At 69.6% G+C, this 24406-nt stretch carries 24 protein-coding genes; 8 read left to right on the top strand and 16 right to left on the bottom strand.

Features of this window, described 5'->3' with window-relative positions:
• The 3 genes from EDD41_RS15620 to EDD41_RS15610 are packed head-to-tail and all read right to left on the bottom strand — an operon-like array spanning position 1 to position 2151.
• Positions 1–210, bottom strand: coding sequence for a hypothetical protein (locus EDD41_RS15620; RefSeq protein WP_123576559.1), 210 nt, complete (start codon positions 208–210; stop codon positions 1–3).
• A gap of 1 nt (position 211) precedes the next feature.
• Positions 212–1177, bottom strand: a complete 966-nt coding sequence (locus EDD41_RS15615; RefSeq protein ID WP_123576557.1) for a helix-turn-helix transcriptional regulator — start codon at positions 1175–1177, stop codon at positions 212–214.
• Positions 1174–2151, bottom strand: coding sequence for a helix-turn-helix transcriptional regulator (locus EDD41_RS15610; RefSeq protein WP_123576555.1), 978 nt, complete (start codon positions 2149–2151; stop codon positions 1174–1176). The genes EDD41_RS15615 and EDD41_RS15610 overlap by 4 nt, the downstream gene beginning before the upstream one ends.
• 27 nt (positions 2152–2178) lie before the next feature.
• On the opposite strand from EDD41_RS15610, the gene gluQRS reads away from it, so the two are divergent.
• Positions 2179–3114, top strand: a complete 936-nt coding sequence (gene gluQRS, locus EDD41_RS15605) for a tRNA glutamyl-Q(34) synthetase GluQRS (RefSeq protein ID WP_123576553.1) — start codon at positions 2179–2181, stop codon at positions 3112–3114.
• Here the strand turns inward: gluQRS and EDD41_RS15600 are convergent.
• The 11 genes from EDD41_RS15600 to EDD41_RS15545 all read right to left on the bottom strand — a co-directional run bounded on the left by EDD41_RS15600 (position 3080) and on the right by EDD41_RS15545 (position 15427).
• Positions 3080–4129, bottom strand: a complete 1050-nt coding sequence (locus tag EDD41_RS15600) for an FKBP-type peptidyl-prolyl cis-trans isomerase (RefSeq protein ID WP_123576551.1) — start codon at positions 4127–4129, stop codon at positions 3080–3082. The two genes, gluQRS and EDD41_RS15600, sit on opposite strands and share 35 nt — an antisense overlap.
• Positions 4130–4139: 10 nt before the next feature.
• Complete coding sequence (locus EDD41_RS15595; RefSeq protein WP_123576550.1) at positions 4140–5594, bottom strand: proteasome accessory factor PafA2 family protein; 1455 nt, start codon at positions 5592–5594, stop codon at positions 4140–4142.
• A gap of 2 nt (positions 5595–5596) precedes the next feature.
• On the bottom strand, positions 5597–6496 hold the full coding sequence (locus EDD41_RS15590; RefSeq protein WP_425454341.1) for a pseudouridine synthase: 900 nt from the start codon (positions 6494–6496) through the stop codon (positions 5597–5599).
• Positions 6489–7130 carry an SMC-Scp complex subunit ScpB gene (scpB, locus tag EDD41_RS15585; RefSeq protein WP_245995680.1) on the bottom strand — a complete coding sequence of 214 codons (642 nt, stop codon included), beginning with the start codon at positions 7128–7130 and terminating at the stop codon, positions 6489–6491. Before scpB ends, EDD41_RS15590 begins: the two co-directional genes overlap by 8 nt.
• A gap of 2 nt (positions 7131–7132) precedes the next feature.
• Positions 7133–7969: a segregation and condensation protein A gene (locus tag EDD41_RS15580; protein ID WP_123577186.1), complete on the bottom strand. Its 837-nt coding sequence runs from the start codon at positions 7967–7969 to the stop codon at positions 7133–7135.
• 13 nt (positions 7970–7982) lie between these two features.
• Positions 7983–8393 carry a hypothetical protein gene (locus EDD41_RS15575; RefSeq protein ID WP_123576546.1) on the bottom strand — a complete coding sequence of 137 codons (411 nt, stop codon included), beginning with the start codon at positions 8391–8393 and terminating at the stop codon, positions 7983–7985.
• Positions 8378–9322: a ParA family protein gene (locus EDD41_RS15570; RefSeq protein ID WP_094764825.1), complete on the bottom strand. Its 945-nt coding sequence runs from the start codon at positions 9320–9322 to the stop codon at positions 8378–8380. The genes EDD41_RS15575 and EDD41_RS15570 overlap by 16 nt, the downstream gene beginning before the upstream one ends.
• 63 nt (positions 9323–9385) lie before the next feature.
• Positions 9386–12040, bottom strand: a complete 2655-nt coding sequence (locus EDD41_RS17680) for a pyruvate formate lyase family protein (RefSeq protein WP_245995679.1) — start codon at positions 12038–12040, stop codon at positions 9386–9388.
• A gap of 105 nt (positions 12041–12145) precedes the next feature.
• Positions 12146–13105 (bottom strand): site-specific tyrosine recombinase XerD, encoded by a 960-nt coding sequence (locus tag EDD41_RS15555; protein ID WP_123577184.1) that lies wholly within the window; start codon positions 13103–13105, stop codon positions 12146–12148.
• Positions 13106–13118: 13 nt separating this feature from the next.
• On the bottom strand, positions 13119–13790 hold the full coding sequence (locus EDD41_RS15550) for an NUDIX domain-containing protein (protein ID WP_094764824.1): 672 nt from the start codon (positions 13788–13790) through the stop codon (positions 13119–13121).
• Positions 13787–15427, bottom strand: coding sequence for a CTP synthase (locus EDD41_RS15545; RefSeq protein WP_123576544.1), 1641 nt, complete (start codon positions 15425–15427; stop codon positions 13787–13789). Before EDD41_RS15545 ends, EDD41_RS15550 begins: the two co-directional genes overlap by 4 nt.
• Before the next feature lie 104 nt (positions 15428–15531).
• Between EDD41_RS15545 and EDD41_RS15540 the strand changes: the two genes are divergently transcribed.
• From EDD41_RS15540 to EDD41_RS15510, 7 genes are read left to right on the top strand one after another with little or no spacing between them, the layout of a single operon-like run.
• The gene (locus EDD41_RS15540; protein ID WP_123576542.1) at positions 15532–16590 is read left to right on the top strand and encodes an ATP-dependent DNA ligase; all 1059 of its coding nucleotides are present in this window, start codon (positions 15532–15534) and stop codon (positions 16588–16590) included.
• A gap of 26 nt (positions 16591–16616) precedes the next feature.
• On the top strand, positions 16617–17042 hold the full coding sequence (locus tag EDD41_RS15535) for a hypothetical protein (RefSeq protein WP_123576540.1): 426 nt from the start codon (positions 16617–16619) through the stop codon (positions 17040–17042).
• A gap of 35 nt (positions 17043–17077) precedes the next feature.
• Complete coding sequence (locus tag EDD41_RS15530; protein ID WP_148060590.1) at positions 17078–17959, top strand: siderophore-interacting protein; 882 nt, start codon at positions 17078–17080, stop codon at positions 17957–17959.
• Positions 17960–18009: 50 nt separating this feature from the next.
• Positions 18010–19050, top strand: coding sequence for an ABC transporter substrate-binding protein (locus EDD41_RS15525; protein WP_123576536.1), 1041 nt, complete (start codon positions 18010–18012; stop codon positions 19048–19050).
• Positions 19047–20033, top strand: a complete 987-nt coding sequence (locus tag EDD41_RS15520) for a FecCD family ABC transporter permease (protein WP_211336679.1) — start codon at positions 19047–19049, stop codon at positions 20031–20033. The genes EDD41_RS15525 and EDD41_RS15520 overlap by 4 nt, the downstream gene beginning before the upstream one ends.
• A complete protein-coding gene (locus EDD41_RS15515) occupies positions 20030–21004 on the top strand; it encodes an iron chelate uptake ABC transporter family permease subunit (protein WP_094764818.1) in 975 nt (324 codons plus the stop codon). Before EDD41_RS15520 ends, EDD41_RS15515 begins: the two co-directional genes overlap by 4 nt.
• On the top strand, positions 21001–21798 hold the full coding sequence (locus EDD41_RS15510) for an ABC transporter ATP-binding protein (protein WP_211336678.1): 798 nt from the start codon (positions 21001–21003) through the stop codon (positions 21796–21798). Before EDD41_RS15515 ends, EDD41_RS15510 begins: the two co-directional genes overlap by 4 nt.
• Here EDD41_RS15510 and recN read toward each other — a convergent pair.
• Both recN and EDD41_RS15500 read right to left on the bottom strand, forming a co-directional pair.
• Positions 21789–23492, bottom strand: a complete 1704-nt coding sequence (recN, locus tag EDD41_RS15505; protein WP_123576533.1) for a DNA repair protein RecN — start codon at positions 23490–23492, stop codon at positions 21789–21791. The two genes, EDD41_RS15510 and recN, sit on opposite strands and share 10 nt — an antisense overlap.
• A complete protein-coding gene (locus EDD41_RS15500; RefSeq protein ID WP_094764993.1) occupies positions 23492–24397 on the bottom strand; it encodes an NAD kinase in 906 nt (301 codons plus the stop codon). Before EDD41_RS15500 ends, recN begins: the two co-directional genes overlap by 1 nt.
• Between the last annotated feature and the right edge of the window lie 9 nt (positions 24398–24406).

Genomic DNA, 24406 nt, shown 5'->3' with positions numbered 1-24406 from the left:
TCAGGTGCCAGCGGAACGGCGAGCGACATCGTCGCGTTCCGCAGGCAACTCTAGCTCGCCCAGGAGGGTGATCAGGTCACCGAGGGTGCGCCCCTGTGCCTCCAACTCCCGCAGCAGGGCCTTGCCCTTGCGCCACAGCACCCAACCGCAGCCGACCATCGTCGCCAGCCAGAGCAGCCCGATGCCGCACCACAGCAACAACCACCCCATCTCAGAGGCTCCCGAAGACCGAGGCGTTGAGGGCCAGTGCCTCCCGGGCGGCGTTGGCGGCATCCTGGCCGGCGCCGACCGGTTCCAGGACGCGCACCGAGCCGCCCAGGCGCAACAGCAGAGCCCGCAGCCACCCCGGATCCGCCACGGGAAGTTCCGCCACCAGGAGTTCAACGTCGGTTCCTGCGGATTCCACTCGACGCGTCGGGTAGTACTCCGTGATCCATGCCGCGGAGGGCTGCAGCTCCAGCACGACGCTGGTGCTCCCCTCGAACCAGCCGGCCAGGGGCGCGGGTGGCTCACCGTGGTCCTCGGCGGCCTGCTCCAGGGCGGTGGCCTCCACGATCCGGTCCAGCTTGTAGGTGCGCCACGCGTCGCGCTCCAGGCTCCAGGCCTGCAGGTAGGCGGCGCCGTCGCGCAGGTCGATCCGTGCCGGGTCAACCTCGGGCGTCGAGGTGTGGCCACGGGTCAGGCCGTCATAGACCAGCCGCGCGCGCCGGCCCGCGTCGATGGCGCCGGTGAGCACCCCGCGCACGGCCTCGTCGCCACTGGCGACGCGGATGGCGACCCGTTCGCTCTCCCCCGAGGTGGTCAGGGCCTCCAGCTTGGCCAGGGCGCTGTGCACCGCCTCGGCGGTGGGCCCACTTGCAACCTCGGCGACGGCACGCAGGGCCACCACCAGGCTCATCACCTCATCGAGGGTGAAGCGCATCGGACGGCTCAGGTAGTCGGCATTGGTGAGGTGGATGGTGCCCTGTTCCGCGGCGGCATCCATGTCGATCTCGATGAGGTCCCCCGGCAGGCCGCCGGGCAGGCCGCACATCCACAGCACGTTGAGGTCCTTCATCACCTGCGCGGGGGTAATCTGGAAGGCTTTCGCGGCGTCCGCGACGGCGATCCCCTGGTGCGCCTGCAGGTAGGGCACCAGCGCCAGCAGTCGTGCCACCTGGTCCGCGGAGGTACTCATGCGACGTCCTGCGTGAACTCGCCGGGCGCGGCGACAACCGCACGCAGCTGCTCCAGCACCATCTCCCGCAGCGCGGCGGGCTCCACAACCAGGGCGTCGGCCCCGGCGGCGCAGACCTCACCGACGAGGTCCTGCCGGCTGGCATAGGGCACCCTCCAGACGGTGAAGCCCACGGGCAGGGCGACCGCGGTCCTGACCCGCTCGGAACGCCGGGTGATCGTGGGAGCATGACCCTCCCGGACTGCCACCAGCGCCGTCGAGCGCGGCCCGGAGGGTTCCAACCGTCGGGCCAGCTCGGCCAGGTCCACGTCGGGCACCTGGTAGGAGTCGGCTTCCCCTTCCAAGACGGGAATCCCGGTGATGCGTCCCATCTTGAACATCCGCGGTTCGCCCCGGGTGAGGTCCTGCCCGATGACATACCAGCGGCCCTTGCGCCACGTCACGCTCCACGGCTCCAGGAGCCGTTCGGGGGCCTTGCCGCGGTAGGTGAAGCGCACCCGTCGACGCTGCAGGGTGGCCCGCCAGATCGGTTCGAAGGCGGGCTCCATGGCGGTCACGCTGGGCTCCAGGGCCGCCAGCCGGTCCGTGTCCGGCTCGACGCCGGCGGCGCGCAGCTTGGCCAGCGCGTTGACGGTCTGCTCGGCGACGCTGGCCTGCTGCCACACCCGGGCGGCGGCGCCCAACGCGGTGGCCTCGGCAGGGGTGAACTCCACCGGCGGGAACTCGAAGTCCGCCCGGCGGATCCGGTAGCCCGGTTCGTCGTCGAAGAAGGCCTCGTTGTGGCCGGTCTCCACCGGCACACCCATGGCGCGCAGTTCGTCCTTGTCCCGTTCGAAGGTGCGCTCGAAGTTGGCGTCGGACAGTCCGTTGTAGCCCTCGACGATCTCGCGGATCTGCTCCTTGGGAAGGAATCGGCGGGCCGACAACAGGCAGATCGTGAGGTTCACGATACGTTCGCTCTTGCGCGGGGCCATGCAGCACACCGTAGCAAGGAGGACGCGATGACCAACGACGCCGGGCGTTTTGCCCCCTCACCGACGAGTGACCTGCACCTGGGCAATCTGCGCACCGCACTGCTCGCGTGGCTGTGGGCACGCTCCGAGGGACGGGACTTCCTGCTGCGGATCGAGGACCTGGACCAGCAGCGCGTCGCCGCCGCTCCTGAGGTGGCCAATCGCCAGCTCGACGACCTGCGCAGCCTGGGCCTCGACTGGGACGGTGAGGTGTCGCGGCAGAGCGAACGCCTGCACCTCTACCGCAAGGCGGCGGCAGGTCTGGAGACCTACGAGTGCTTCTGCACCCGGCGAGAGGTCGCGGAGGCCTCCCAGGCCCCCAATGGCGGGCCAGGAGCGCCCAGCTGGCGCCCCTACCCCGGCACCTGCGCGACGCTCACGTCCGCCCAGCGCCACGAACGTCGCCTCACCCGGACCCCCGCCATCCGCGTGCGCGCCGAGGCAGCACGGTTCACCATTGGCGACGTGCACGCGGGGCCGGTGGGCGGACCGGTGGACGACTTCGTGCTCTTCCGCGCAGATGGGACTCCGGCCTACAACCTGGCCGTCGTCGTGGACGACGGCCTGCAGGGCATCGGCCAGGTGGTGCGCGGCGACGACCTGCTGGACTCCTCGCCCCGTCAGGGCTGGCTGGCCACGCAGCTGGGCTTCGAGGTGCCCCGCTATGTGCACGTCTCGCTGGCACTCAATGCCGACGGCCAGCGGCTGGCCAAGCGGGACGGGGCCGTCACCCTCGCCGACCTGGCAACCATGGGCCGCTCCCCCGCCGACGTACTGGCCATGCTCTGTGACTCCGCGGGTCTGGAAAGGGGCCGGGACGCAGCCGAGGTCTTGGCTCGGCTGCGTCCCGGTGACCTGGTCAATGACCTGTCATGGACCCCATGGGTCGTCACTGAGCGGGCTGTGCCGCCAGCACGTCGATGACGTAGACGATGGTGGCATTGGCCGGGATCTTCTGCGCCTTGTTGCCCTGGGCACCGTAGGCGTCACTCGGCGGGGCGACGATCATCACACGGCTGCCGGCGGACTGGCCCACCAGACCCTTCTGCCAGGCCGGAATCAGCTCGGAGAGCGTGCCAACCTCGGGGCCGGTGGCGTAGTCGTCCTGCAGCAGCTTGCCGTCGGCCCAGTTCCACGCCCGGTACTGCACCTGAACCATGTCCTTGGCGGTGATCTTCTGCGCGGTGCCGGGAGCCTTGGTCAGCGGCTGGACCGTGAGCTTGGTGGGGGCCTTGCCGGCGGGCTTGCTGATGCTTGGGGCTCCCTTGGCATCGTCGGTGACGGTGGGCAGCCCGGCCTTTGGGGCCACCTTCTCCGTCTGGCCGAGGATGTCGATGGTGAAGACCAGGTTGTCGCCCTTCTGGATGCCGGCGCTGGGCTGACCGTCCGCGTAACCGTCCTGGCTGGTCATCATGACCAGGACACGGCTGCCCACCTTCTGGCCCTCGATGGCCTTGGTGAAGCCGGGCACGACGCTCTTCAGGGAGAAGGTGACGGGCTTCTTGTTCTTCCAGGAGGAGTCGAAGACCTTGCCGTCGCGGGCATTTACGCCCTGGTAGTTGACGCTCACCGTGGTGCCCTTGGCGACGGCGGCGCCGCTACCCGGAGTGAGGACCTTGACCGTGGTCTTCTCGATGGCCAGGGGCCACTTGCCCGTGACCTTCGGCTCCTTGCCCACGGTGGTGGGGGTGACGCTCAGCGCGGACAGGTCCTTCACGACCGTCGGCTTGACGCTGGGCGTGGCGGCCGCGCTGGCACTGGCGCTGGCACCCGGGGTGGCTGGCGCGGAGACCGCCGGGGTCCCCGAGCCCGAGGCGGCCGGGGTGGCGGCATCGTCCTTTCCGCACGCGGCCAGGGACGTGCTCAGCCCGACGGCCAGCAGGGCGATGCCCGCACGGCGGGTCAGGACGGTGGTGTGGATCAGCTTGGTTCGAGACACGTGGTGAAGGTTACCCGAGCGTCGAAGGAGACCAAGGAAGTCCGCTCCGAAAGGATGACGAACGGGCTCGGCGCGGCTCGGTGTCCATCCGGCGGATGAGTTCATCCACTCGCCCGTCCTGTGTGGTCAGCGGATCCTCCACGCGCACCTGGCCGCCGTCAAGGTCGTGGCAGGCCAGAGTCATCCAGTCCACCGTGTGGTCACGCCGGTGCTGCTGGGCGGCCGTGATGAAGGACGCCCGCAGCACGGCCCGAGTGGTCTGCGGAGGCTCCTCCACGGAACGCTCGTCGACGCCGGGGGCGAGCCAACGTTGCACCTGACCGCGTTGCTCGGCCAGCCGGGCAAGACCCTGACCGGGGATGATGTCGTGCCAGGCGAGCGCGAGCTGGGCCAGCCGGGGGTCGTCGGAGGCCATGCCGTGACGCTCACGTTGGGCGCGCAACAGGCGGTGCTTGGCGGCCCAGTCGATCCGGTCGGCGATCCTCCCCGGCGCGCCGTCCTCGACGGCGATGAGCACCTGGGCCCACAGCTCGTGGACGGTGCGCAGTTCCTCGTCGTCGACGAAGGCCTCGGCGGCGCGCCACCACTCCCACTGGACCTGCAGGGCCGTGGCGCCGTCCTCGGTGACCGGGGTTCGGCCGGTCAGGTCGGCAGCCACCCGACGGATGGCCAGGCCGGGCTCGGAGACTCCCCTCGACAAGCTCGGGGATCGGGTGGTGGAGCCCGCGGAACGTGCCTCCAGGATGCGCAGTGCCAGCTCCATCGAGCCCACCCGCAGCAGCGTCGTGTGGTCCAGCAGGGTGGAGTCCCCGACGATCACGTGCAGCCGGCGGAAGCGCTCGGCGTCCGCATGGGGCTCGTCGCGGGTGTTGACCATGGGCCGGGAGCGGGTGGTGGCGGCGCTGAGCGGGTCCCACATGTGTTCGGCGCGCTGCGAGAGCAGGAAGTGCCCCCGCCCCAGGCGATCGCGCTGCCAGTGCCCGGCCCCGCACAACAACTGCCTGGTCACCAGGAAGGGCGTCAGCGCCTGTACCGTCCCGGCCAGGTCTGCCTTCCGGGAGACCTGGAAGTTCTCGTGGCTCCCGTAGGAATTGGCGTGGGAGTCCACATTGTTCTTGAAGATGCTGATCCGGGGCTCAAGGCCCTCCTGCGCCCATGCCTGCTGCGCCCGGTGCGCCAGCTGGGCCAGCACCAGGTCTCCGGCACGGTCCTGGGCCACCAGCTCGGCCAGCGTGGAGCACTCGGCCGTCGCGTACTCCGGGTGGGAGCCGACGTCGAGATAGAGCCGCCCACCATTGCGCAGCCAGGCATTGGTGGCGGCGTGCGCCTCCACGACGGGGGCGAAGAGCCGTTGGGCCGCCTCGTCCGACGACAGACGCCGCCACCCGGCGGGGGTGGCGGCGCCGAGCGGGCGCACGCGCACCTGCAGGCCGTACTCGGTCTCCAGGCCACGGACGCGACGCATGGTCACATGTCGACGGCGTCGAGCAGCGTGCCCAGTTCGTCGCGGGTCAGCTCGCGGGCCTCGCCGATGGGCAGCTGGCCCAGCCGCACGGGGCCGATCGCGGTACGGCTCAGCTTGCGCACCGGGTGGGCGACCGAGTCCATCATGCGACGCACGATGCGGTTGCGGCCCTCGTGCAGGGTGATCTCCACCAGCGAGCGGCTCTCGGAACGCATCACCAGCTTGACCTTGTCCGGCTTGACGGGACCGTCGTCAAGGCGGAGGCCCTTCTCCAGCCGGCGCAGGATCCTGTTGTCCAACAGCCCCTCCACCTCCGCGAGGTAGGCCTTGGGGACCTTGTACTTGGGGTGGGCCATCCGGTGCGCGAACTCCCCGTCATTCGTGAGGATGATCAAGCCCTCGGTGTCGGTGTCCAGCCGGCCGACGTGGAAGAGGCGCAGCTGCTGCCAGCTGGGCTTGTCGAACTGGATGTCGCCCAGTGTGGGGCGGCCCTCCGGGTCCACCATCGTGGAGACGACGCCGCGGGGCTTGTTCACCACCAGGTAGACGTGGCGGCGGGGCGGCGGGATGCGCATCCCGTCGACGCGGATCGTGTCGCGCTCCGGGTGGACGCGGCGGCCCTGCTCGAGCACCAGCTCACCGTTCACCTCCACGCGGCCACCCTCGATCATCGCCTCGGCATGGCGCCGCGAAGCGACGCCGGCGGTGGCCAACACCTTCTGCAGGCGGATACCCTCCCCCTCGACAGGCTCAGGGTCCGTGGACTCCTGGTCGGGGTCCGTGGACTCCTGCTCGGGGCTCATGCTGTCCTGCTCGGGCATGGCGGCGTCCTGCTCGGGCGTCGCGGTGGCGTCCTCGAGCGGATTTGTCTCGTCGACCTCACGGTCGTCGTGGTCATTCATGGTCTTCCGTTTCCTCGTGCGGCGCCGAGTCGTCGGTGCCGTCAACCTCTACGGTAGCCGCTAGCTGCGACAATTCACGCTCCAGAGCCGAGGCATCCGGCAGGTGCGGGGCCAACGGCGGCAGGTCTGCCAGGCTGGACAGGCCCATTCGCTCCAGGAAGTAGTCGGTGGTGGAGAAGACCATTGCCCCGGTCTGCTCATCGGCTCCAGCCTCGCTGATCAGGCCACGGGCGAGCAGGGTACGCACCACACCGTCGACATTGACGCCGCGCACCGCGGAGACCCGGGCACGGCTGATCGGTTGCAGGTAGGCAATCACGCTGAGCGTCTCCAGCGCCGCCTGGGAGAGCTTGTTGGACTGGCCGGAAACGACCCACTGACTGATCAGGTCCGCGTGCTCGGCCCGGGTCCAGTAGCGCCAGCCGCCCCCGACATTGCGCAGTTCGAAGCCACGCTCACTGCGGTCATAGAACTCCGCGAGGTTGGCCAGCGCCAGCCGCACCACCTCCAGGGGCTGCTGCACCGCCTCGGCCAGGGTCTCGGCGGGCATCGCCTCCTCGGCCATCATCAGCAGCGCCTCCAGCGCGCCCTCGGCCTGTTCGGCGCGCTCCTGGAGACTCAGGTCCTCGTTCATGGTCATTCCTGTGCCTGTTCTGCGTCGTCGGACTGTTCGCCGGTCTGGTCGAACTCGTCGCTGATGGTCAGTTCGTCCTCGTCGTCGCCGGTCCACCGGATGGTCAGCTCGCCCAGCGGCGTGAGCTGTTCGAAGGCGATGGCCCTGTTGCGGAACAGTTCCAGCAGGGCAAGGAATCGCACGACGGTGGTCAGCTTGTCCGCGTCCCCGGTCAGGGCGCGGAAGGTGAGGGTTCCGGTGCGGCGGAGCCGGTCCACGATCACCCCTGCCTGTTCCCGCACGGTGACGGTGGAGGCATGCAGGTGTTCCAGGTTGACCTCCACCACCTCCGGCGGGGTCATCGCCTTGGCGGCGATCTCCGCGAAGCGCTGTGGCGTGGCGCGGATCTGCACCTCCGGCAACAGGCCCGCGAAGCGCGGTTCCAGGCCGCCCGGGCGCGCGAAGCGGCGGGCCTCGGCCTCCAGACGGATGGCGAAGTGCCCGCTGACCAGCTTGAAGGCGCGGTACTGCAGCAGCTTGGCGAAGAGCAGGTCCCGGGCCTCCAGCAGCGCCAGGTCCTCCGGGTCCTCCACCTCACCCTTGGGCAGCAGCCGGGCCGCCTTGAGGTCCAGCAGGGTGGAGGCGACCACCAGGAAGGAGCTGGTCTGCTCCAGGTCCCAGACCGCGCCGCCCGCCTTGACGTGGGCAATGAACTCGTCGGTGACGCGGCTGAGCGAGATCTCCGTGACATCGAGCTTGTGACGGCTGATCAGCTGGAGCAGAAGGTCGAAGGGGCCCTCGAAGTTGTCCAGGACCACCTGGAAACCCTTGTGGGCACCCGGTTCGGCCCCGGCTGTCAGCTCGCTCACCAACTCACGCCTCGCGCAGGCGCTGCACCAGTGGGGCTTCGGCGCCCAAGGTCTCCAGCTGTGCCATCGCCAAGGCGATCGACTCCCGCACGATCCGGCCCCGGTCGACGCCCAACCCGAAGTCGGCTCGCATCATCAGGCGGGCCTGCTCGAGCGCGATCAGTTCGTCGCGGCTGACGTAGACGGTGATCTTCTCGTCGTGGCGCACGCGACCGCTGGCGGCACGGCGTTCCGCGGCCGTGGGGGCCGGCTTCTTCTGGGACTCGGCCTGATTCTGGGTCCGGGGCTTGGCAGCCGGTTTCGGGTCCTGCCTGGGGGTCGCTGCCTCGCGGGGCTTCTCGGGGCCGACCTCGACACCACCAGAGGTAGCGCGGAAGAGCTCCGAGGCCCCGGGCAGACTCACGCGCCGTGGCATCGAGCCAGAACCTCCTTGGCGAGCTGGCGGTAGGCCGCGGCACCCGGCGAGCTGGAGGCATAGGTGGTGATCGGCTCACCGGCCACCGTCGTCTCGGGGAACTTGATGGTGCGCTTGATGACGGTGTGGAAGACCTGCTCACCGAAGGCGTCCACGACGCGCTGCAGCACCTCCTGCGAGTGCAGGGTGCGACCGTCGTACATGGTGCCCAGGATGCCCAGGATCTCGAGCTTCGGGTTGAGTCGCTCCTGCACCTTGCTGATGGTGTCGGTCAGCAGCGCGATGCCACGCAGCGCGAAGAACTCGCACTCAAGGGGCATCAGCACGTAGTTGGAGGCGGTCAGCGCGTTGATGGTGAGCAGGCCCAGCGACGGGGCGCAGTCGACGAGGATGACGTCATAGTCGTCCTGCACCTTCTCCAGTACGCGCAGCAGGGTCTGCTCACGCGCCACCTCGCTGACCAGCTGCACCTCGGCGGCCGACAGGTCGATGTTCGACGGCAGGATGTCCAGGCCCTTGACGACGGTCTCCTGGATCACTTCCTGCGGGGTGAACTCCTTGCTCAGCAGCAGGTTGTAGATGCTGGTCTCCAGGGTGTGGGGGTTGATGCCCAGCCCCACGGAGAGCGAGCCCTGCGGGTCGAAGTCCACCAGCAGCACCTTGCGGCCGGTCTCCACCAGCGCGGCGCCCAGGTTGATGGTGGTGGTGGTCTTGCCCACGCCACCCTTCTGGTTCACATTGCTGATGATGATGGCCTTCTTGGCACCCGGGCCGGGAGGCGTCGGCTCGGGCAGCTGCGGGAAGGGGCGTCCGGTGGGGTCTTCCTCCCCGGCCTCGGTCTGCACGTCGTTGCGCTTGCGTCCCTGCGACGGGAGTGCCCCGAAGAGCGCCTCGTCGGTGGTCTTCTCGTCGTGCTCGCTCGGCTCCACAGTGTGCCTTTCCGCCAGGGGTGTTGGTTCACGGCGCGCCACGGCACGCCAGTTGGGGCAAGACTAGTACGCCACTTGTCGACATGCCTCCCGGGACGTCCTCACCAGGTGGTGATCCCGTGCGCACGGAACTGTCCGCGCACCCGGTCCAGCAGCTCGGCAGACGGCGAGGGCACGTCGCCCAGCTGGTAGTCCATGCCGAGTCCGGCCCACTTGTCCCGCCCCATCTGGTGGAAGGGAAGCACCTCCACCCGGCTGACGGTGCCCAATGTCGCCACGTGCTCGGCTACGGCGGCCACATTGTCCTCGGCATCGGTCAGGCCGGGAACGCAGACGAAGCGCAGCCAGATCTCGGTGCCGGAATCGGCCAGGCGGCGGGAGAAGTCCAAGGGTGGGCTGCAGCTCCCGGCCGGTGGCCCGCCGGTAGGTTTCGGGCAGGCCGGACTTGATGTCCAGCAGCACGAGGTCCAGGTTGCCCAGCATCTCGTCGGTGCAGTTGGCACCCAGGAAGCCGGAGGTGTCGATGGCCGTGTGGATGCCCAACTGCTTGGCCTCGGCCAGCAGGCGCCCGACGACGGCGGGCTGTTGCAAGGGCTCGCCACCGGAGACGGTCAACCCGCCCTTGGTGGCGCGAAAGATCCCGCGGTAGCGAGCCAGGCGGGCGACGAGGTCGTCCAGCAGCACCGGTTCGCCCTTGCTGGTGAACAGGGTGTCCGGATTGTGGCAGTACAGGCAGCGCAGCGGACAGCCGGACATGAAGACCGTCATCCGGGTTCCCGGACCGTCGACGCCGGTCACCAGTTCCCAGGAGTGCATGGAACCCAGCCGGCCCTCACGGACCGCCTGGACGTGCTCGTGGTGGCTCATCTCCCCCGACGAGTCGATGCCCGCGGTGCCCCGGCCGGAGGCGCGCAGCCGCGGCACCTCCAGCTCGACCGGCTCGGGCCGGTACTCGCCGGAGATGCCGTCGGCCCAGACCATCAGGCGTTCTGGTGGAAGGTGCGGGAGATCACGTCGCGCTGCTGGTCCTTGGTCAGATTGACGTTCCACCACCAGGCCGGTCCCGTCGCACACCGGCGTGACCTTGGCGTACTTGTTGGCGCTCAGCGAGTCGGCGACGATGCTCAGCCCGGCGATGCCGCAGCCCATGGTGCGCACGATCTCGGAGTCGTGCAGGGCCATCTCCATCGCCTCGTAGGCGTAGCGGTCGTGGGAGTAGAGGATGATGTTCAGCGCCTCGACGTAGGTGCCGATCACCCAGTCCAGCATTGCCTCGTAGCGGGCCCAGACGTCGTCGAAGTCCAGCGGACCGTCGCCGGTCACGGGCTCGAAACCGGTGACGACCTGCTTGCCGGTCATCTCGTCGCGGCCACCGTTGATGGCGTAGAGCAGGGACTTTCCGGCATTGACGCGGGCACCGAAGAACTGCATCTGCTTGCCGACGCGCATCGGGGAGACGCAGCAGGCGATGGCCGCGTCGTCGCCCCAGTGGTCGCGGATCTGGCCGTCGGCCTCGTACTGCAGCGAGGAGGTCTCGATGGAGATGGCGGCGCAGAAGTCCTTGTAGCCCTGCGGCAGCTTGGGGTCCCAGAAGATCGTGATGTTGGGCTCCGGGGCGGGGCCGAGGTTGCGCAGGGTCTGCAGCAGGCGGAAGGAGGTCTTGGTGACCAGGGTGCGGCCGTCCTCGCCCAGGCCGGCATCGGACCAGGTGGCCCAGTAGGGGTCGCCGGAGAAGATCTGGTCGTAGTCCTCGGTGCGCAGGAAGCGCACGATGCGCAGCTTGATCACCAGGGCGTCGATGATCTCCTGCGCGCCGTCCTCGGTGAGGGTGCCGTTAGCCAGGTCACGCTCGAAGTAGACGTCGAAGAAGCCGGACAGGCGCCCGAAGCTCATCGCGGCGCCGTCCTGGCTCTTGATGCTGGCCAGGTAGCCGAAGTAGGTCCACTGCACGGCCTCCTGGGCGGTGCGGGCGGGCCCGGAGATGTCGATGCCGTAGCTGGCGGCCATCGTCTTGAGCTTCTTCAGCGCCTTGACCTGCTCGGAGTGCTCCTCGCGGTAGCGGGCCCAGTGCTCGTCGAAGGGCTGGTCTGTGACGGCATCCTTGTCGGCCTGCTTCTGGGCGATCAGGGCGTCGACGCCGTACAGGGCGACGCGACGGTAGTCGCCGATGATGCGGCCGCGGCCGTAGGCGTCGGGCAGTCCGGTGATGATGTGGGCGCTGCGGGCGGCGCGGATGTCGGGGGTGTAGATGTCGAAGACGGCTTCGTTGTGCGTCTTGCGGTACTTGGTGAAGATCTCCTTGACGCGCTCGTCGGGCTCCATGCCGGCCTCGCGGATGGCGGTCTCGACCATGCGCCAGCCGCCATTGGGCATCATCGCGCGCTTGAGCGGGGCGTCGGTCTGCAGGCCGACGATGACGTCATCGGTCTCGCAGATGTGGCCGGGGGCGAAGGCGTCGATGTCGGCCGGGGTGTGGGTGTCGATGTCCAGGACGCGCTTGGTGCGCTCGACGGACAGGTAGTCACGCTCCAGCACCTCGAAGGTCTTCAGCGTCTTCTCGGTGGGGCCCGCCAGGAAGGCGGCGTCACCCTCGTAGGGGGTGTAGTTGCGCTGGACGAAGTCACGAACGTCGATGCTTCGCTGCCACTCCCCCTCGGTGAAGCCGTGCCAGGCGCTGCTGTCCTGGACCAGGGGTGCGTGCTCGGCGGACGTCGTCAATTCGCTCGGTCTCCTCGGCCCCTCGGGCCGGTTTTTCACGTGCGAAACCTGCCAATACCCAGTGGTCAGACCAACTCTGCGAGCGGGGTCACCACAGCCCGCGGGTCAGGACAGACGGGCTCGTGGATGCGCCTGGAGGTAGACATCACGCAGGTGCTCGACGGTGACCATGGTGTAGATCTGCGTGGTGGTCACCGACGAGTGGCCCAGCAGCTCCTGCACCACGCGCACGTCGGCGCCGCCGTCGAGCAGGTGGGTGGCGAAGCTGTGGCGCAGGCTGTGCGGACTGACCTCGGCGTCGATCCCCGCCCGCTCGGCGGCCTTGCGCAGGATGCCGTAGGCGGACTGGCGGCTCAGCCGACGACCCAAGGAGTTGAGCAGCAGCGCCGGGCCGGGATTGGCGGCCTTCTGCTGCCAGACGGGACGGCCCCGCACCAACCAGGCCTCGACGGCGTCACGGGCGAAGCTGCCCAGCGGCACCACGCGTTCCTTGTTCCCCTTGCCCACCAGCCGGAGCCCCGCCTCGGGGTCCGTCAGGGTGCGGGTCAGGTCGTCGACGTCCAGGTCACAGACCTCGCTGATCCGGGCGCCGGTGCCGTAGAGCAGTTCCAACAGGGCCCGGTCCCGCAGGCCCTCGGGGGTCTCGACGTCGGGCACCTCCAGCAGCGCCTGCACCTGGTCCACGGGGAGCGCCTTGGGCAGCCGCTTGCCCAGCCGGGGAACGGCGACGTCGGCGGCGACGTCCTGGCCGCTGAGCCCGTCGCTGAGGGCGAAGCGGTGCAGATTGCGCACCGCGACGATGGTGCGGGCCACGCTGGCGGGCGCCTGGGCGGGCCGCTGGTCATCCCCGGTGGCCAACCAGCGTTGGAATTCGGTGATGTCGGTGGTGGCGATGTCCGCGAAGCGGTCGATCCCCCGCACCTGAAGGTACTTGGCATAGCGCACCAGGTCCCGGCGATAGGCGGCCAGGGTGTTCGCCGACAGGCCCCGTTCGACGCCCAGATGGTCGAGCCAGGCCGGGGCGACGCGGGCGAGCGGACCCCAGACCTCGACAGGCTCGGTCATCGTGGTGGACGGTTCACTCACCGGACTCCATGGCCCGGCGCTCGGCCACCCGGGCGGCCCAGATGTCGCGCGCCGGCCACGGCGCATCGGCCGGCCGCAGGGCGTCGAGCCGTCCGGACAGCCGGGCGGTCTGCAGGGCCAGGGCACCACTGACCATCGACGGGGACTGGACATGGCCCGCGAAGATCTCGTCGACCAGTTCGTCGAGGTCGACCCAGCTGATGTCCATGTGGGCCTCCTCGTCCTCCACGACGAAGCCGTCGGGCCGGGGTGCGGCGGACAGGCCACGCGCGAGGTAGATCCGGATGGACTCCTCGCAGCCGCCGGGGGTGGTGAAGATGTCCACCAGCACGCGCCAGTCGTCGGCCTTGAGCAGCGCCTCCTCGGCCAGTTCCCGCTGCGCTGCCAACAGGAAGGACTCCCCCTCGGCATCCAGCAGCCCGGCGGGCGGCTCCACGAGCTTCATGGCCACCGGGTGCCGGTACTGGTGCACGACGGCCACCCGCCCCTGCTCGTCCAACGCCATCACGGCGACGGCTCCGGGATGGGTGAGGTACTGACGGGTGAACTGTTCCCCCGAGGGCGGGGTGATGTCATCCTCGACGAAGCTGCACACGCGGCCGGTGCCGAGCACCCGGTGCTCGTCGATCTGCCAGGCTTCGGGACGGTCCAGGGGCATGGTCATGCCCCCACCTTCCTCGCCACCGCCGCCTCGATCAAGCCCGCGAACAAGGGGTGCGGGCGGGTGGGACGCGACTTCAGTTCGGGATGGGCCTGGGTGGCGACGAAGAAGGGGTGCACCTCGCGGGGCAGCTCGACGAACTCGACGAGCTGGCCGTCGGGCGAGACGCCGCTGAAGACCAGCCCGGCCTCCTCCAGCTGCGCCCGGTAGGCATTGTTGACCTCGTAGCGGTGCCGGTGCCGCTCGGTCACCTCGGTGGCGTCGTACAGCTCGGCCACGACGGAGCCCTCGGCCAGTTCGGCCGGGTAGGAGCCCAGGCGCATGGTGCCGCCGAGGTCTCCCCCGCCATCGACGATGTCCTGCTGCTCTGCCATGGTGCTGATCACCGGATGGGCGGTCTGCGGCGTGAACTCGCTGGAGTCCGCGTCGGGAATGCCCGCCAGGTCCCGGGCTGCCTCGATCACCATGCACTGGAAGCCAAGACACAGCCCCAGGATGGGCACCCCGTGCTCGCGGGCGTACTTGATGGCGCCCAGCTTTCCCTCGACGCCACGGACCCCGAAGCCTCCCGGGACGCAGATGGCGTCCGCGCCAGCCAGCTGCTGTTCGGCACCCTGTTCGGTCTCACAGCCATCGCTGGCCACCCACTTGACGTTGACCTTGGCCCAGTGGGCGAAGCCTCCGGCGCGCAGTGCCTCGGTGACGCTGAGGTAGGCGTCGGGCAGGTCCACGTACTTGCCCACCAGGGCGACGGTGACCTCGTGCCTGGGATGCCGCACCCGCTCGAGCAGGCCGTCCCAGGTGGTCCAGTCCACGTCGCGGAAGCTGAGGCCCAGACGCTGCACCACGTAGGCGTCAAGACCCTCACTGTGCAGCACACGCGGGATCTCGTAGATGCTGGAGGCATCGATGCAGCTCACCACGGCCTGGTCGTCCACATCGCACATCAGGGCGATCTTGGACTTGATGCCCTCGGCCAGCGGCAGGGCGGCCCGACAGACGATGGCGTCGGGCTGGATGCCCACCTGGCGCAACATGGCGACGGAGTGCTGGGTGGGCTTGGTCTTCATCTCGCCCGACGGGCCGAGGTAGGGCACCAGGGAGACGTGCAGGAAGAAGACATTCTCCCGGCCGATCTCGTGGCGCACCTGACGGGCGGACTCCAGGAAGGGCTGGGACTCGATGTCTCCGACGGTGCCGCCGATCTCGTGGATCACGACGTCGATGTCGTCGCCCTCCATGGCGAGCATCTCGTCCTTGATCTCGTTGGTGATGTGCGGGATGACCTGCACGGTGTCACCGAGGTAGTCGCCGCGGCGTTCGCGGGCGATGACCGATGAGTAGACCTTGCCGGTGGTCACATTGGCCTCGGCGGACAGGTTGCGGTCCAGAAAGCGCTCGTAGTGGCCGATGTCCAGGTCCGTCTCCGCACCATCCTCGGTGATGAAGACCTCGCCGTGCTGGAAGGGATTCATGGTGCCCGGGTCCACGTTGAGGTACGGGTCGAGCTTCTGCATGGTGACCGTGAGGCCACGAGCGACGAGGAGGCTGCCGAGGCTTGATGCCGTCAGGCCCTTCCCGAGCGAGGAGACGACGCCTCCGGTGACGAAGAGATGCTTGGTCCGTTTGTTGTTACCCACGGGATTCCAGCTTAGCGTCGATATTACCGTCAGGCCGCACTGCTCCTCAGCAAGCTCTTCCGCGCCACGTACCGCACGCAGCGGCCACCTGCCAGACTGAGCTCATGCAGCTCCCCCTGGACCTCCCGATCGCCCCGATGCTGGCGAAGGCCGTCGCGGACATCCCGGCCCCGGACAGGGTCGCGGGCGGATGGACCTATGAACCGAAGTGGGATGGCTTCCGGTGCATCGTCTGCCGCGACGGCGACGAGGTGGAGCTGTTGAGCCGCTCCAAGAAGCCGCTGACCCGCTACTTCCCGGAGGTCGTCGAGCTGGTCCGCTCCCACCTGCCCGAACGCTGCATCCTCGACGGGGAACTGGTGGTCCGCATGGGCGAGCCGGGAGCGCAGAAGCTGGACTGGGAGTCCATCAGTGCCCGAATCCATCCTGCGGCGTCCCGGATTGTCAGGCTGAGCGCCGAGACCCCGGCGGAGCTGGTCTGCTTCGACCTGCTGGCCCTCGACGACGAGGACCTCACCGGCCTTGGCTACATGGAACGCCGAGCCCGCCTCGAAGAGCTCTTCGGAACCTTCCACTCCCCTGCCATCCACCTCACCCGCGCCACCTCCGACGAGCAGGAGGCCCGCGCCTGGTTTGAGCACTTCGAGGGGGCCGGCCTGGACGGTGTGATCGCCAAGCGCAATGACGGCCCCTACGAGCAGAACAAGCGCAGCATGCTCAAGGTGAAGCACAAGCGCACTGCCGAGGCGATCGTCGTCGGGTATCGCGTACACAAGTCCGGGCAGGGTGTCGGTTCGCTGCTGCTGGGCATGGTCGACGAGCAGGGCGAGGTCGTCGGTGTCGGCGGCATCGGCGCCTTCAGCAATGAGATGAGGCTGGCACTGGTGGAGCAGTTGGACCCGTTCGTGCTGCGCAATGCCGACGGCACGGTGCAGGCGGCCACCAAGGAGCGCAGTCGCTTCACCAGCGCGGCGGACGCGGCCTTCGTGCCCGTCGAACCGCAGCTGGTGGTGGAAGTCGCCTTCGACCAGCTGGAGGGGCGACGTTTTCGTCATGCCGTGACCCTGTTGCGCTTCCGGCCTGACCGCGACCCGTCGAGCTGCCTGCTGGAGCAGGTGGAGCGCCCCATCACCTACGACCTGTCCGACGTCTTGGGAAGCTGAGCCCCGCCACGGGCGTGGTTTCTCCCATGGACGCCAATGCGCAGGAGATCACAGGCCTGGTCGCCGACCTCGTCGCCTCCGACTGGCCCACGACGGAGTCCGAGCGGCTGGCATGGCGGACGTCGGTTGGCACTTCTTCGACGAGCAGTTCGTGGGCGTCCACTTCTTCTGGAACGAGTCGGAGAACATGCCTGATCTGGAGCCCGTCGCACGTGATGTGCGGGAAGGCCTGCACGCTGTGGGAAACCACGGAGGAACTCGAAGACGAGGTCCAGGGCTTCACGGCACTCTGGCACCCGCGGGACAAGGTCGTTGACATGTACTGGCATGCACCGCGCCTGATGCCCCAAGGACACCGGTCGACCGGCACCATCCAGCTGCACGTGGACCATCGCGATCGCTCCGATGCCAGGAACCGTCACGATGAGAGCCTTCAACCAGATATGGATTAGGTAAGCCTTACCTACTGGATGCTAGAGTGCTGGGCGTGTCCACGCCCTATGAGTCCCTCGACGCCACTGTGGTGGCCGTGGTGGACCTCACCCCGAGCATCCGCCGCGTGACCTTCCGCGGCCCGGAGCTGGCCCGCGTGCACCCCCGTTGCCTCGACCGTCGGATCAAGCTCGTCCTGCCCCGGCACGCCCAGGACGGGCTGGGCGACGTCCCGAGGGGCGGGGACTGGTACCCACGCTGGCAGGAGCTGGACGACCGCCCGCCGCTGCGCACCTACACCGCGCGCCAGGTCCGTCCCGAGCTCGGAGAGGTCGACGTCGACATGGTCCGCCACGGCACCATCGGCCCGGCCGGACGCTGGATCGAGAACGCGACCCCGGGCGACCGCCTGCTCCTGGTCGTCCCCATCGCAGGGGTGGACGGCGGCAACGAGGTGGGGATCGCCTGGCACCCCGGCCAGGCGCGGGAGCTGCTGATCGCGGGCGACGCGACCGCCGCGCCGGCCATCGCCAACATCCTGGCCTCGCTACCCCCGGACGCAACCGGGACCGCCCTGCTGGAACTGCCGACCAGTCAGGACCGCTACCCGCTGGAAGTCCCCGACGGGATCACCCTGCGCCTCCTGCCCTGCGACGGGGCCGCACCCGGAAGTCGCCTCGAAGAAGCCCTCCAGGGCTTGGCCTGGCCGCCGGAGTGTCCGCTGCCGACCCGCCAGACACCCGACGAGGAGACCATCCCCGACGCCCAGGTCTGGCACGAGGCCGAACCCGACGCAACCACCCAGCACTATGCCTGGCTCGCCGGTGAGAGCTCTGCCATCACCCGGATCCGGCGCCACCTGGTCCAGAACCGTGGTTGTCCCCGCCAGTGCATCAGCTTCATGGGCTACTGGCGCGCCGGCCGCGCCGAGTCCTGACCCCACCCACCCGTCACCCTTCGCTTCCCAGCACCAACCCAGGAGAACCCATGAACACCGCCTTCACCCGCCGCAACCTGCTGGCCCTGACCGGGGCGACCGGCCTCGTCACGCTGGCCGGCTGTGGGGACAAACAGTCCGCCGCCCCCGAGAGCCCCGCCGCCTCCGGCGTCGGTCAAGGCACCTTCCCGGTGAGCATCAAGCACGCCCTGGGGACCGCGACGATCGAGAAGGCACCCACCAAGGTCGTCACCATCGGCCAGGGCGCCGCAGAGGCCGCCATCGCCCTGGGTGCCTTCCCCGTCGGTACGGAGACCTACACCTGGGGTGCGGACAAGGACGGTCACCTCCCCTGGGTCCGCGAGGCCTTCGAGAAGGCCGGCAAGGCACTGCCCAAGACCTTCGCGGGCGGCGAGCAGCTGGACGTCGAGACCATCGCGACGCTGGAACCAGATCTCGTGCTCGCCCCGTGGAGCGGTCTGACGCAGAAGCAGTACGACCTGCTGGCCGAGATGTGCCCCGTCGTCGCCTACGAGAAGACGCCGTGGACGACCACGTGGGAGAAGGAGATCACCACCGTCGCCACCGCCCTGGGCCGGCCGGCCGATGGTGAGAAGGTCATCACGGACCTCAAAAAGACCCTGTCCGATGCGGCGGCCGAGCACCCGGACTGGAAGGGCACCACCTTCAGCTACATCTACACCCAGGGCCAGGGCACGCTGGGCGTCTACCTGCCCACCGAGCAGCGGGTCGCCATGATCAGCTCGCTAGGCCTGACGCCGGACCCCGCCACCGCCTCCATCAAGGCCAAGGACGGCTCCGACTGGGCCCTGATCGGCCTGGAGAATGCCGACAAGCTCGACAAGTCCGAACTCATCTTCACCTGGTACATGGACACCGCCACCAAGAAGCAGGTGCTCTCCCAGCCCCTGTACGCCTCCATCCCCGCCATCAAGCGCGACACCGTGGTGACCTCCGAGGACCCGCAGCTGATCACCGCGATGAGCATGATCAACCCGCTGACCGTGCCGTGGGCACTGCCGAAGATCACCCCCCTGATCGATGCCGCGGTGAAGAAGCTCGGCAAGTGACCCGACGCCTCACCGGCGTCCCCATCGCCCTGCTTGCCCTCGGGGCACTGCCGGTCGCCGTGCTGCTCAGCCTCACGCTGGGCAGCCGCGCGGTAGGTCTCGACACACTGTGGCAGGCCTCCCGCGGCGTGGGCGACGAGCACGTCCGCGCGGTGCTGGCGACACGGATCCCCCGAACCCTGTGCGGGCTTCTGGCGGGTTCGGCGCTGGCCGTCTCCGGTGCGGCCGTCCAGGTGGCAACCCGCAACCCGTTGGGGGATCCGGGCGTGCTGGGCCTGACCAGCGGCGCGGCGTCCGGCATCGTGCTGGTGACCACCTCGGCCACGCTGGCCCCGCTCGGGCTGGTGGGCGGCGCCTTCTGCGGTGCGCTGCTGGCCACCGTCGCGGTGCTGGCGCTGGGCAGCCTGGGCCGCGGCCCCGACGCCACCCGTCTGCTGCTGGCCGGGGCCGTGGTCACTGCCGTGGCGATGGCCCTCTCCCAGTCGCTGGCGCTCCGCGACCAGGGCGCCTTCGACGCGCTGCGCTTCTGGTCGGCCGGCTCCCTGTCCGCCGGCGCCGCTCTGACCCCGCCGGTGCTGGTCACCGCGGCGCTGGGCGCCCTGTTGCTGGCGGGCACCAGCCGTGGTCTGGATGCGCTGGCCCTGGGTGATGACGCCGCCACAGCTCTGGGCCAACGACCCGGACTGGTGCGCGGCCTGACCTTCCTGGCCGTCGCCCTGCTCACCTCCGCCGCGACGGCCGTCACCGGTCCCATCGCCTTCGTCGGGCTCGCGGTCCCGCACATCGCCCGCGCGGTTGCCGGATCCAGCGCCCGCGCCCTGTTGGCCTGCTGTCTCGTCCTGGGGCCGGCGGTGCTGCTGGTGGCCGACGTGCTGGGCCGCCTGGTCGCCCGCCCCTCCGAGGTTCCCGTGGGCGTCGTGACCGGGCTGCTGGGCGCGCCCCTGCTGCTGACCGTCGTGCGACGCGCGAGGGGGTCCCTGTGACCAGCCCACGACGTCTGCTGGCCGTCCTGGCCCTGACGACGGCGGTACTGGTCACCTGCAGCATCACGCTCGCCTGGGGCCAACTCGGCATTCCTGTCGCCCGCCAGCCCCAGGCCTTGCTGGACCTGCTCGACGGCGGCGGCAGCTTCGCCCTGCGGCGGCTGCGCGGACCCCGGCTGGCGACGGGTCTCGGCGTCGGCGCGGCCCTCGGCCTGGCCGGAGCACTCTTCCAGCGCTCCACCGCGAATCCCCTGGTCACCCCCGATGTCGTCGGCATCACCGCCGCGGCCGGTGCGGGGACCGCACTGGCAACCCACCTCCATGCCCCGCTGCTGGTCGGTTCCCTGGGAGGCGCGCTGCTGGGTGCGCTGCTCGTCTCCTGGGTGACCACGACGGGTTTCCGCAACCCGGGCGCCGTGATCGTCGCCGGGATCGGCGTGGCCGCAGGGGCGACGGCCATCACCCAGTTGGTGCTGGTCTGGTCCCGGCAGGCCGAGGCCCTGGCCCTGGCCTCCGCACTGACCGGCTCATTGAACTCACGCGCCTGGTCCGACGCCATGCTGGTCTGGGCTGTGCTTGTCCCGGGCTGCCTCCTCGCCCTGGCACTGCGCACGGACCTGGATCTGGTCGCGCTGGGCGATGACGCCGCCCATGGCCTGGGTTCCCGCCCCACCACCGTTCGGGCCGGCTCCCTCGTGCTCGGCATCGCCCTGACCGCCGCCGCGGTGGCGGTCGCCGGGCCCATCACCTTCGTCGCCCTCACCACCCCGCACATCGCCCGCTGGTTGACCGGCCGTCCCGCCATGGGAACCGCGGCCCTGGTCGGTGCGCTCGAGGTGTGCACCGCGGACCTGGCCGTCGCCCACTGGACCCCGCTGTCGGCCCTGCCGGTCGGGGTCGTGACGGCCCTGGTCGGCGGCATCTTCCTGGGCCTCCTGCTTATCTCCCAGTTCCGAAAGGGGGCGCTGTGAAGCCCGCGCCAACCATCACCATCACCGATGCCACCGTGCGTTTCGGGGACCACGCCGCCGTCAACGGCCTGTCCGCAAGCATTCCGCCGGGCTCGTTCACCGCGGTGATCGGCCCCAATGGCTGCGGCAAGTCCACGCTGCTGCGCTCCCTGTGTCACCTGCGTCCCCTCGACGAGGGCCGCATCACCGTCGACGGTCGTGCCGTCGACGACTGGGGGCGACGCGAGCTCGCCCAGCAGATGAGCCTGCTGCCCCAGCAGACCATCGCGCCGCCGGGCCTGAGCGTCGCCGAGCTGGTGGCCCGTGGCCGTCACCCGTACCACTCGATGCTGCGCACCCGCGCCCCCGGTGACTCCCAGGCCATTGACCGGGCCGTCGAACGCGCCCAGGTCGGCCACCTCCTGGAGCGCCGTGTCTCCGAGTTGTCCGGCGGCCAGCGCCAGCGGGTCTGGCTCGCGATGGTGCTGGCCCAGGACACCCCCGTCGTACTGCTCGACGAACCCACCACCTACCTCGATCTGGCCGCCCAGTACCACCTGCTGGACGTGTGCGCGGACCTGGTGGACGAGGGCCGCACCGTCGTCGCCGTCCTGCACGACCTGCCGCAGGCCGTCGCCTATGCCGACCATGTCCTGATGATGAAGCAGGGCCTGCTTGTCGCGGATGGCGGCCCCCGCGAGGTGGTCACCGAAGAGCACGTCGCCGAGGTCTACGGCATCCGCTGCCGGGTGGACCTGGATGATCCTCGGGCGCCGGTGGTCGCTCCCCTGTCCCGCGCCGAGCGTCAGGCCTGACCGGCTGCCTCCATCAGTTCCCGGGCGTGGGCCAGGGAGGAGTCGCTGGAGCCGATCCCGCCCATCATCCGGGCCAGTTCCGCCAGCCTCTCCTCGCCGGTGACCTGCTTCAGGTCACTCACGGTGACTTCTCCATTGGTGGACTTGCTGACCACCAGATGGGCATCGGCAAAGGCGGCGACCTGTGCCAGGTGGGTCACGACGATCACCTGGCAGTGCTTGGCCAGCATCGCCAGCCGACGGCCGATCTCCACGGCCACGGCCCCGCCGACGCCGGCGTCCACCTCGTCGAAGACGCAGGTGTGGACGCCCGGGGCCTCGCCGGCATCCGCATCCGCCAGCACCACCTCGAGGGCGAGCCGCACGCGGGAGAGCTCGCCACCGGAGGCCACCTTCCCCAGCGGGGCCGCGGCCAGGCCCGGATTGGCGGCGAAGGTGATCTGCACCTGTTCCGCCCCGTGTGCGGACAGATGTGGCAGCGGCTTGAGATCGAAGCCCAGGCGCGCGTGCGGCATGGCCAGGGCGGCGAGCTCGCCCTGCACGGCCTCGGACAGCCGCGCCCCTGCCGCGGTGCGGGTGGCGGTCAGTTTGCCGGCCTGGCTGGCGAGGGAGCCGTCGAGCAGGGCGAGTTCACCGCGCAGCTCGTCGATGCGTTCCTCGGAACCGGACAGGGCCGTGAGTCTTTCGGCGGAGCTGCGGGACCAGTCGAGCACCTCGTCGATGGTGGTGCCGTACTTGCGAGTGAGGCCGGCCAGCGCGGAACGGCGCTCGGCGATGGCCTCCAGTCGCAAGGGGTCGGCATCGAGGTCGGCGAGGTAGCCGGAGACCTGGGCGGCGGCCTCCTGGAGCAGGAAGCCGGCCTCCCGGAGTTGCTGGGCGATGGTGGCGGCGGCCGGGTCCAAGCCCTCCGCCTGCTCCATCGCCTTGCGCGCCTGTCCGAAGAGCCCGACCGCGCCGGGAGCGTCGTCGAAGCCGTCGACCGAGCCGCTCAGGTTCGTCGCGGCCGTCTCCGCCATCCGGCGCAGGTCGTCGACGGCCTGGAGCCGGCTCGCCTCGGCATCAAGGGCCGTGTCCTCCCCTGGCTGTGGGTCGACGGCGGCGATCTCCTCCAGACCGAAGCGCAGCAGGTCCTGTTCCCGAGCGCGTTCCTGTCCCCGGGTCACCAGCTCGTCCAGCTCGGCGGCCAGCGCATGGCGACGTTCGAAGTCAGCGCGGTAGGCCGTCAGCGCCTTGGCGTGTGCGGGGCCGCAGAAGCGGTCCAGCACCTCTCGTTGGCGTTCGCTGGTGCCCAGGCGGATCTGCTCCGACTGGCCATGGATGGTGGCGAGTTCGCCGGCCACATCCGCGAGGGTGGCGACGGGCCCCTGGGCGCCACCGATGAAGGCCCGGGACCGTCCGGCGGAGCTGACCTGGCGGGCCAGGAGCAGCTCGTCGTCCTCCACGCTTCCACCGGCCTCGTCGACGCGCGCCGCAACATGCTCGGTATTGGTGAAGCGCCCTTCGACGAGTGCGCGGCGCGAACCACGTCGCACCACGCCGGAGTCGGCACGGGTACCCATCAGCAGGCCGAGGCTGCTGACCACCATGGTCTTGCCGGCACCGGTCTCGCCGGTGACCGCGGTCATGCCGGGGTGGAACTCGATGGTGCTCTCGGCAATGACGCCCAGGCCCTCGATGCGCAGGTCGGTCAGCATCAGCCGCGTCCTCGGAAGCCCTCGACCGGCAGGCCGAACTTCTTCACCAGGCGAGTGGTGAAGGGCTGCGGACGCAATCTGGCGATCAGCAGGTCGTGGGCGCCGCGGCGGAGCCTCACCCGGCTCCCCGGGCCGGCGTCGACGGTGCGTGCCCCATCGGCCCACACGACGGCGGGAATGTTGCGTTCGCTGGAGACGACCAGGTCCACCGTGGACTTCGGGCTCAGCACGGCCGGGCGGGCGAAAAGGGCATGGGCAGACAGCGGAACCAGTTCGATGGCCTCGACGTCCGGCCACATGACAGGCCCGCCCGAGGAGAAGGCGTAGGCGGTGGAGCCGGTGGGGGTGGAGACCAGGATGCCGTCGCAACCCCAGCGGGACAGCGGCTGGTCATCGACGATGGCCAGCACCTCCAGCATGCGTTCGCGGGCGATCTTCTCCACCGACACCTCATTGACGGCGAAGGATTCCCAGACCAGATGTCCGGAGGGGTCGTGGACCTCGACGGCAAGGGTCAGGCGCTTCTCCACCTCGTAGGCGCGGGAATCCACCCTGTCCACCAGGTCATCGATCTCCGAGGCCTCCAGTTCGGCCAGGAAGCCGACGTGGCCCAGGTTCACGCCCAGCAGCGGGACGTCCCAGGGCAGGGCCTGCTCCGCGCCACGCAGGATGGAGCCGTCTCCACCGAAGACGACGACCAGTTCGAGCCCGGGGTTTCGTGCCCCCAGCAGCCCGACCTCGATGTCCTGCTGGGCCACGCGGGAGCTCACGTCGTCGTAGGCCTCGGCCAGCACGTGCGCGGTGAAGCCGCGTTCGGCGATGCCGGCGATGAATCCGACGGCGGCATCGAGCGCGTCCGGACGTGACGGGTGCAGCAGCACAGCCACTGCCCGGTCACCGTTCATCTGCATCTG

The organism is Luteococcus japonicus (assembly GCF_003752415.1).
Classification (GTDB): Bacteria; Actinomycetota; Actinomycetes; order Propionibacteriales; family Propionibacteriaceae; genus Luteococcus; species Luteococcus japonicus.
This window is presented reverse-complemented; position numbering and strand designations above follow the sequence as displayed.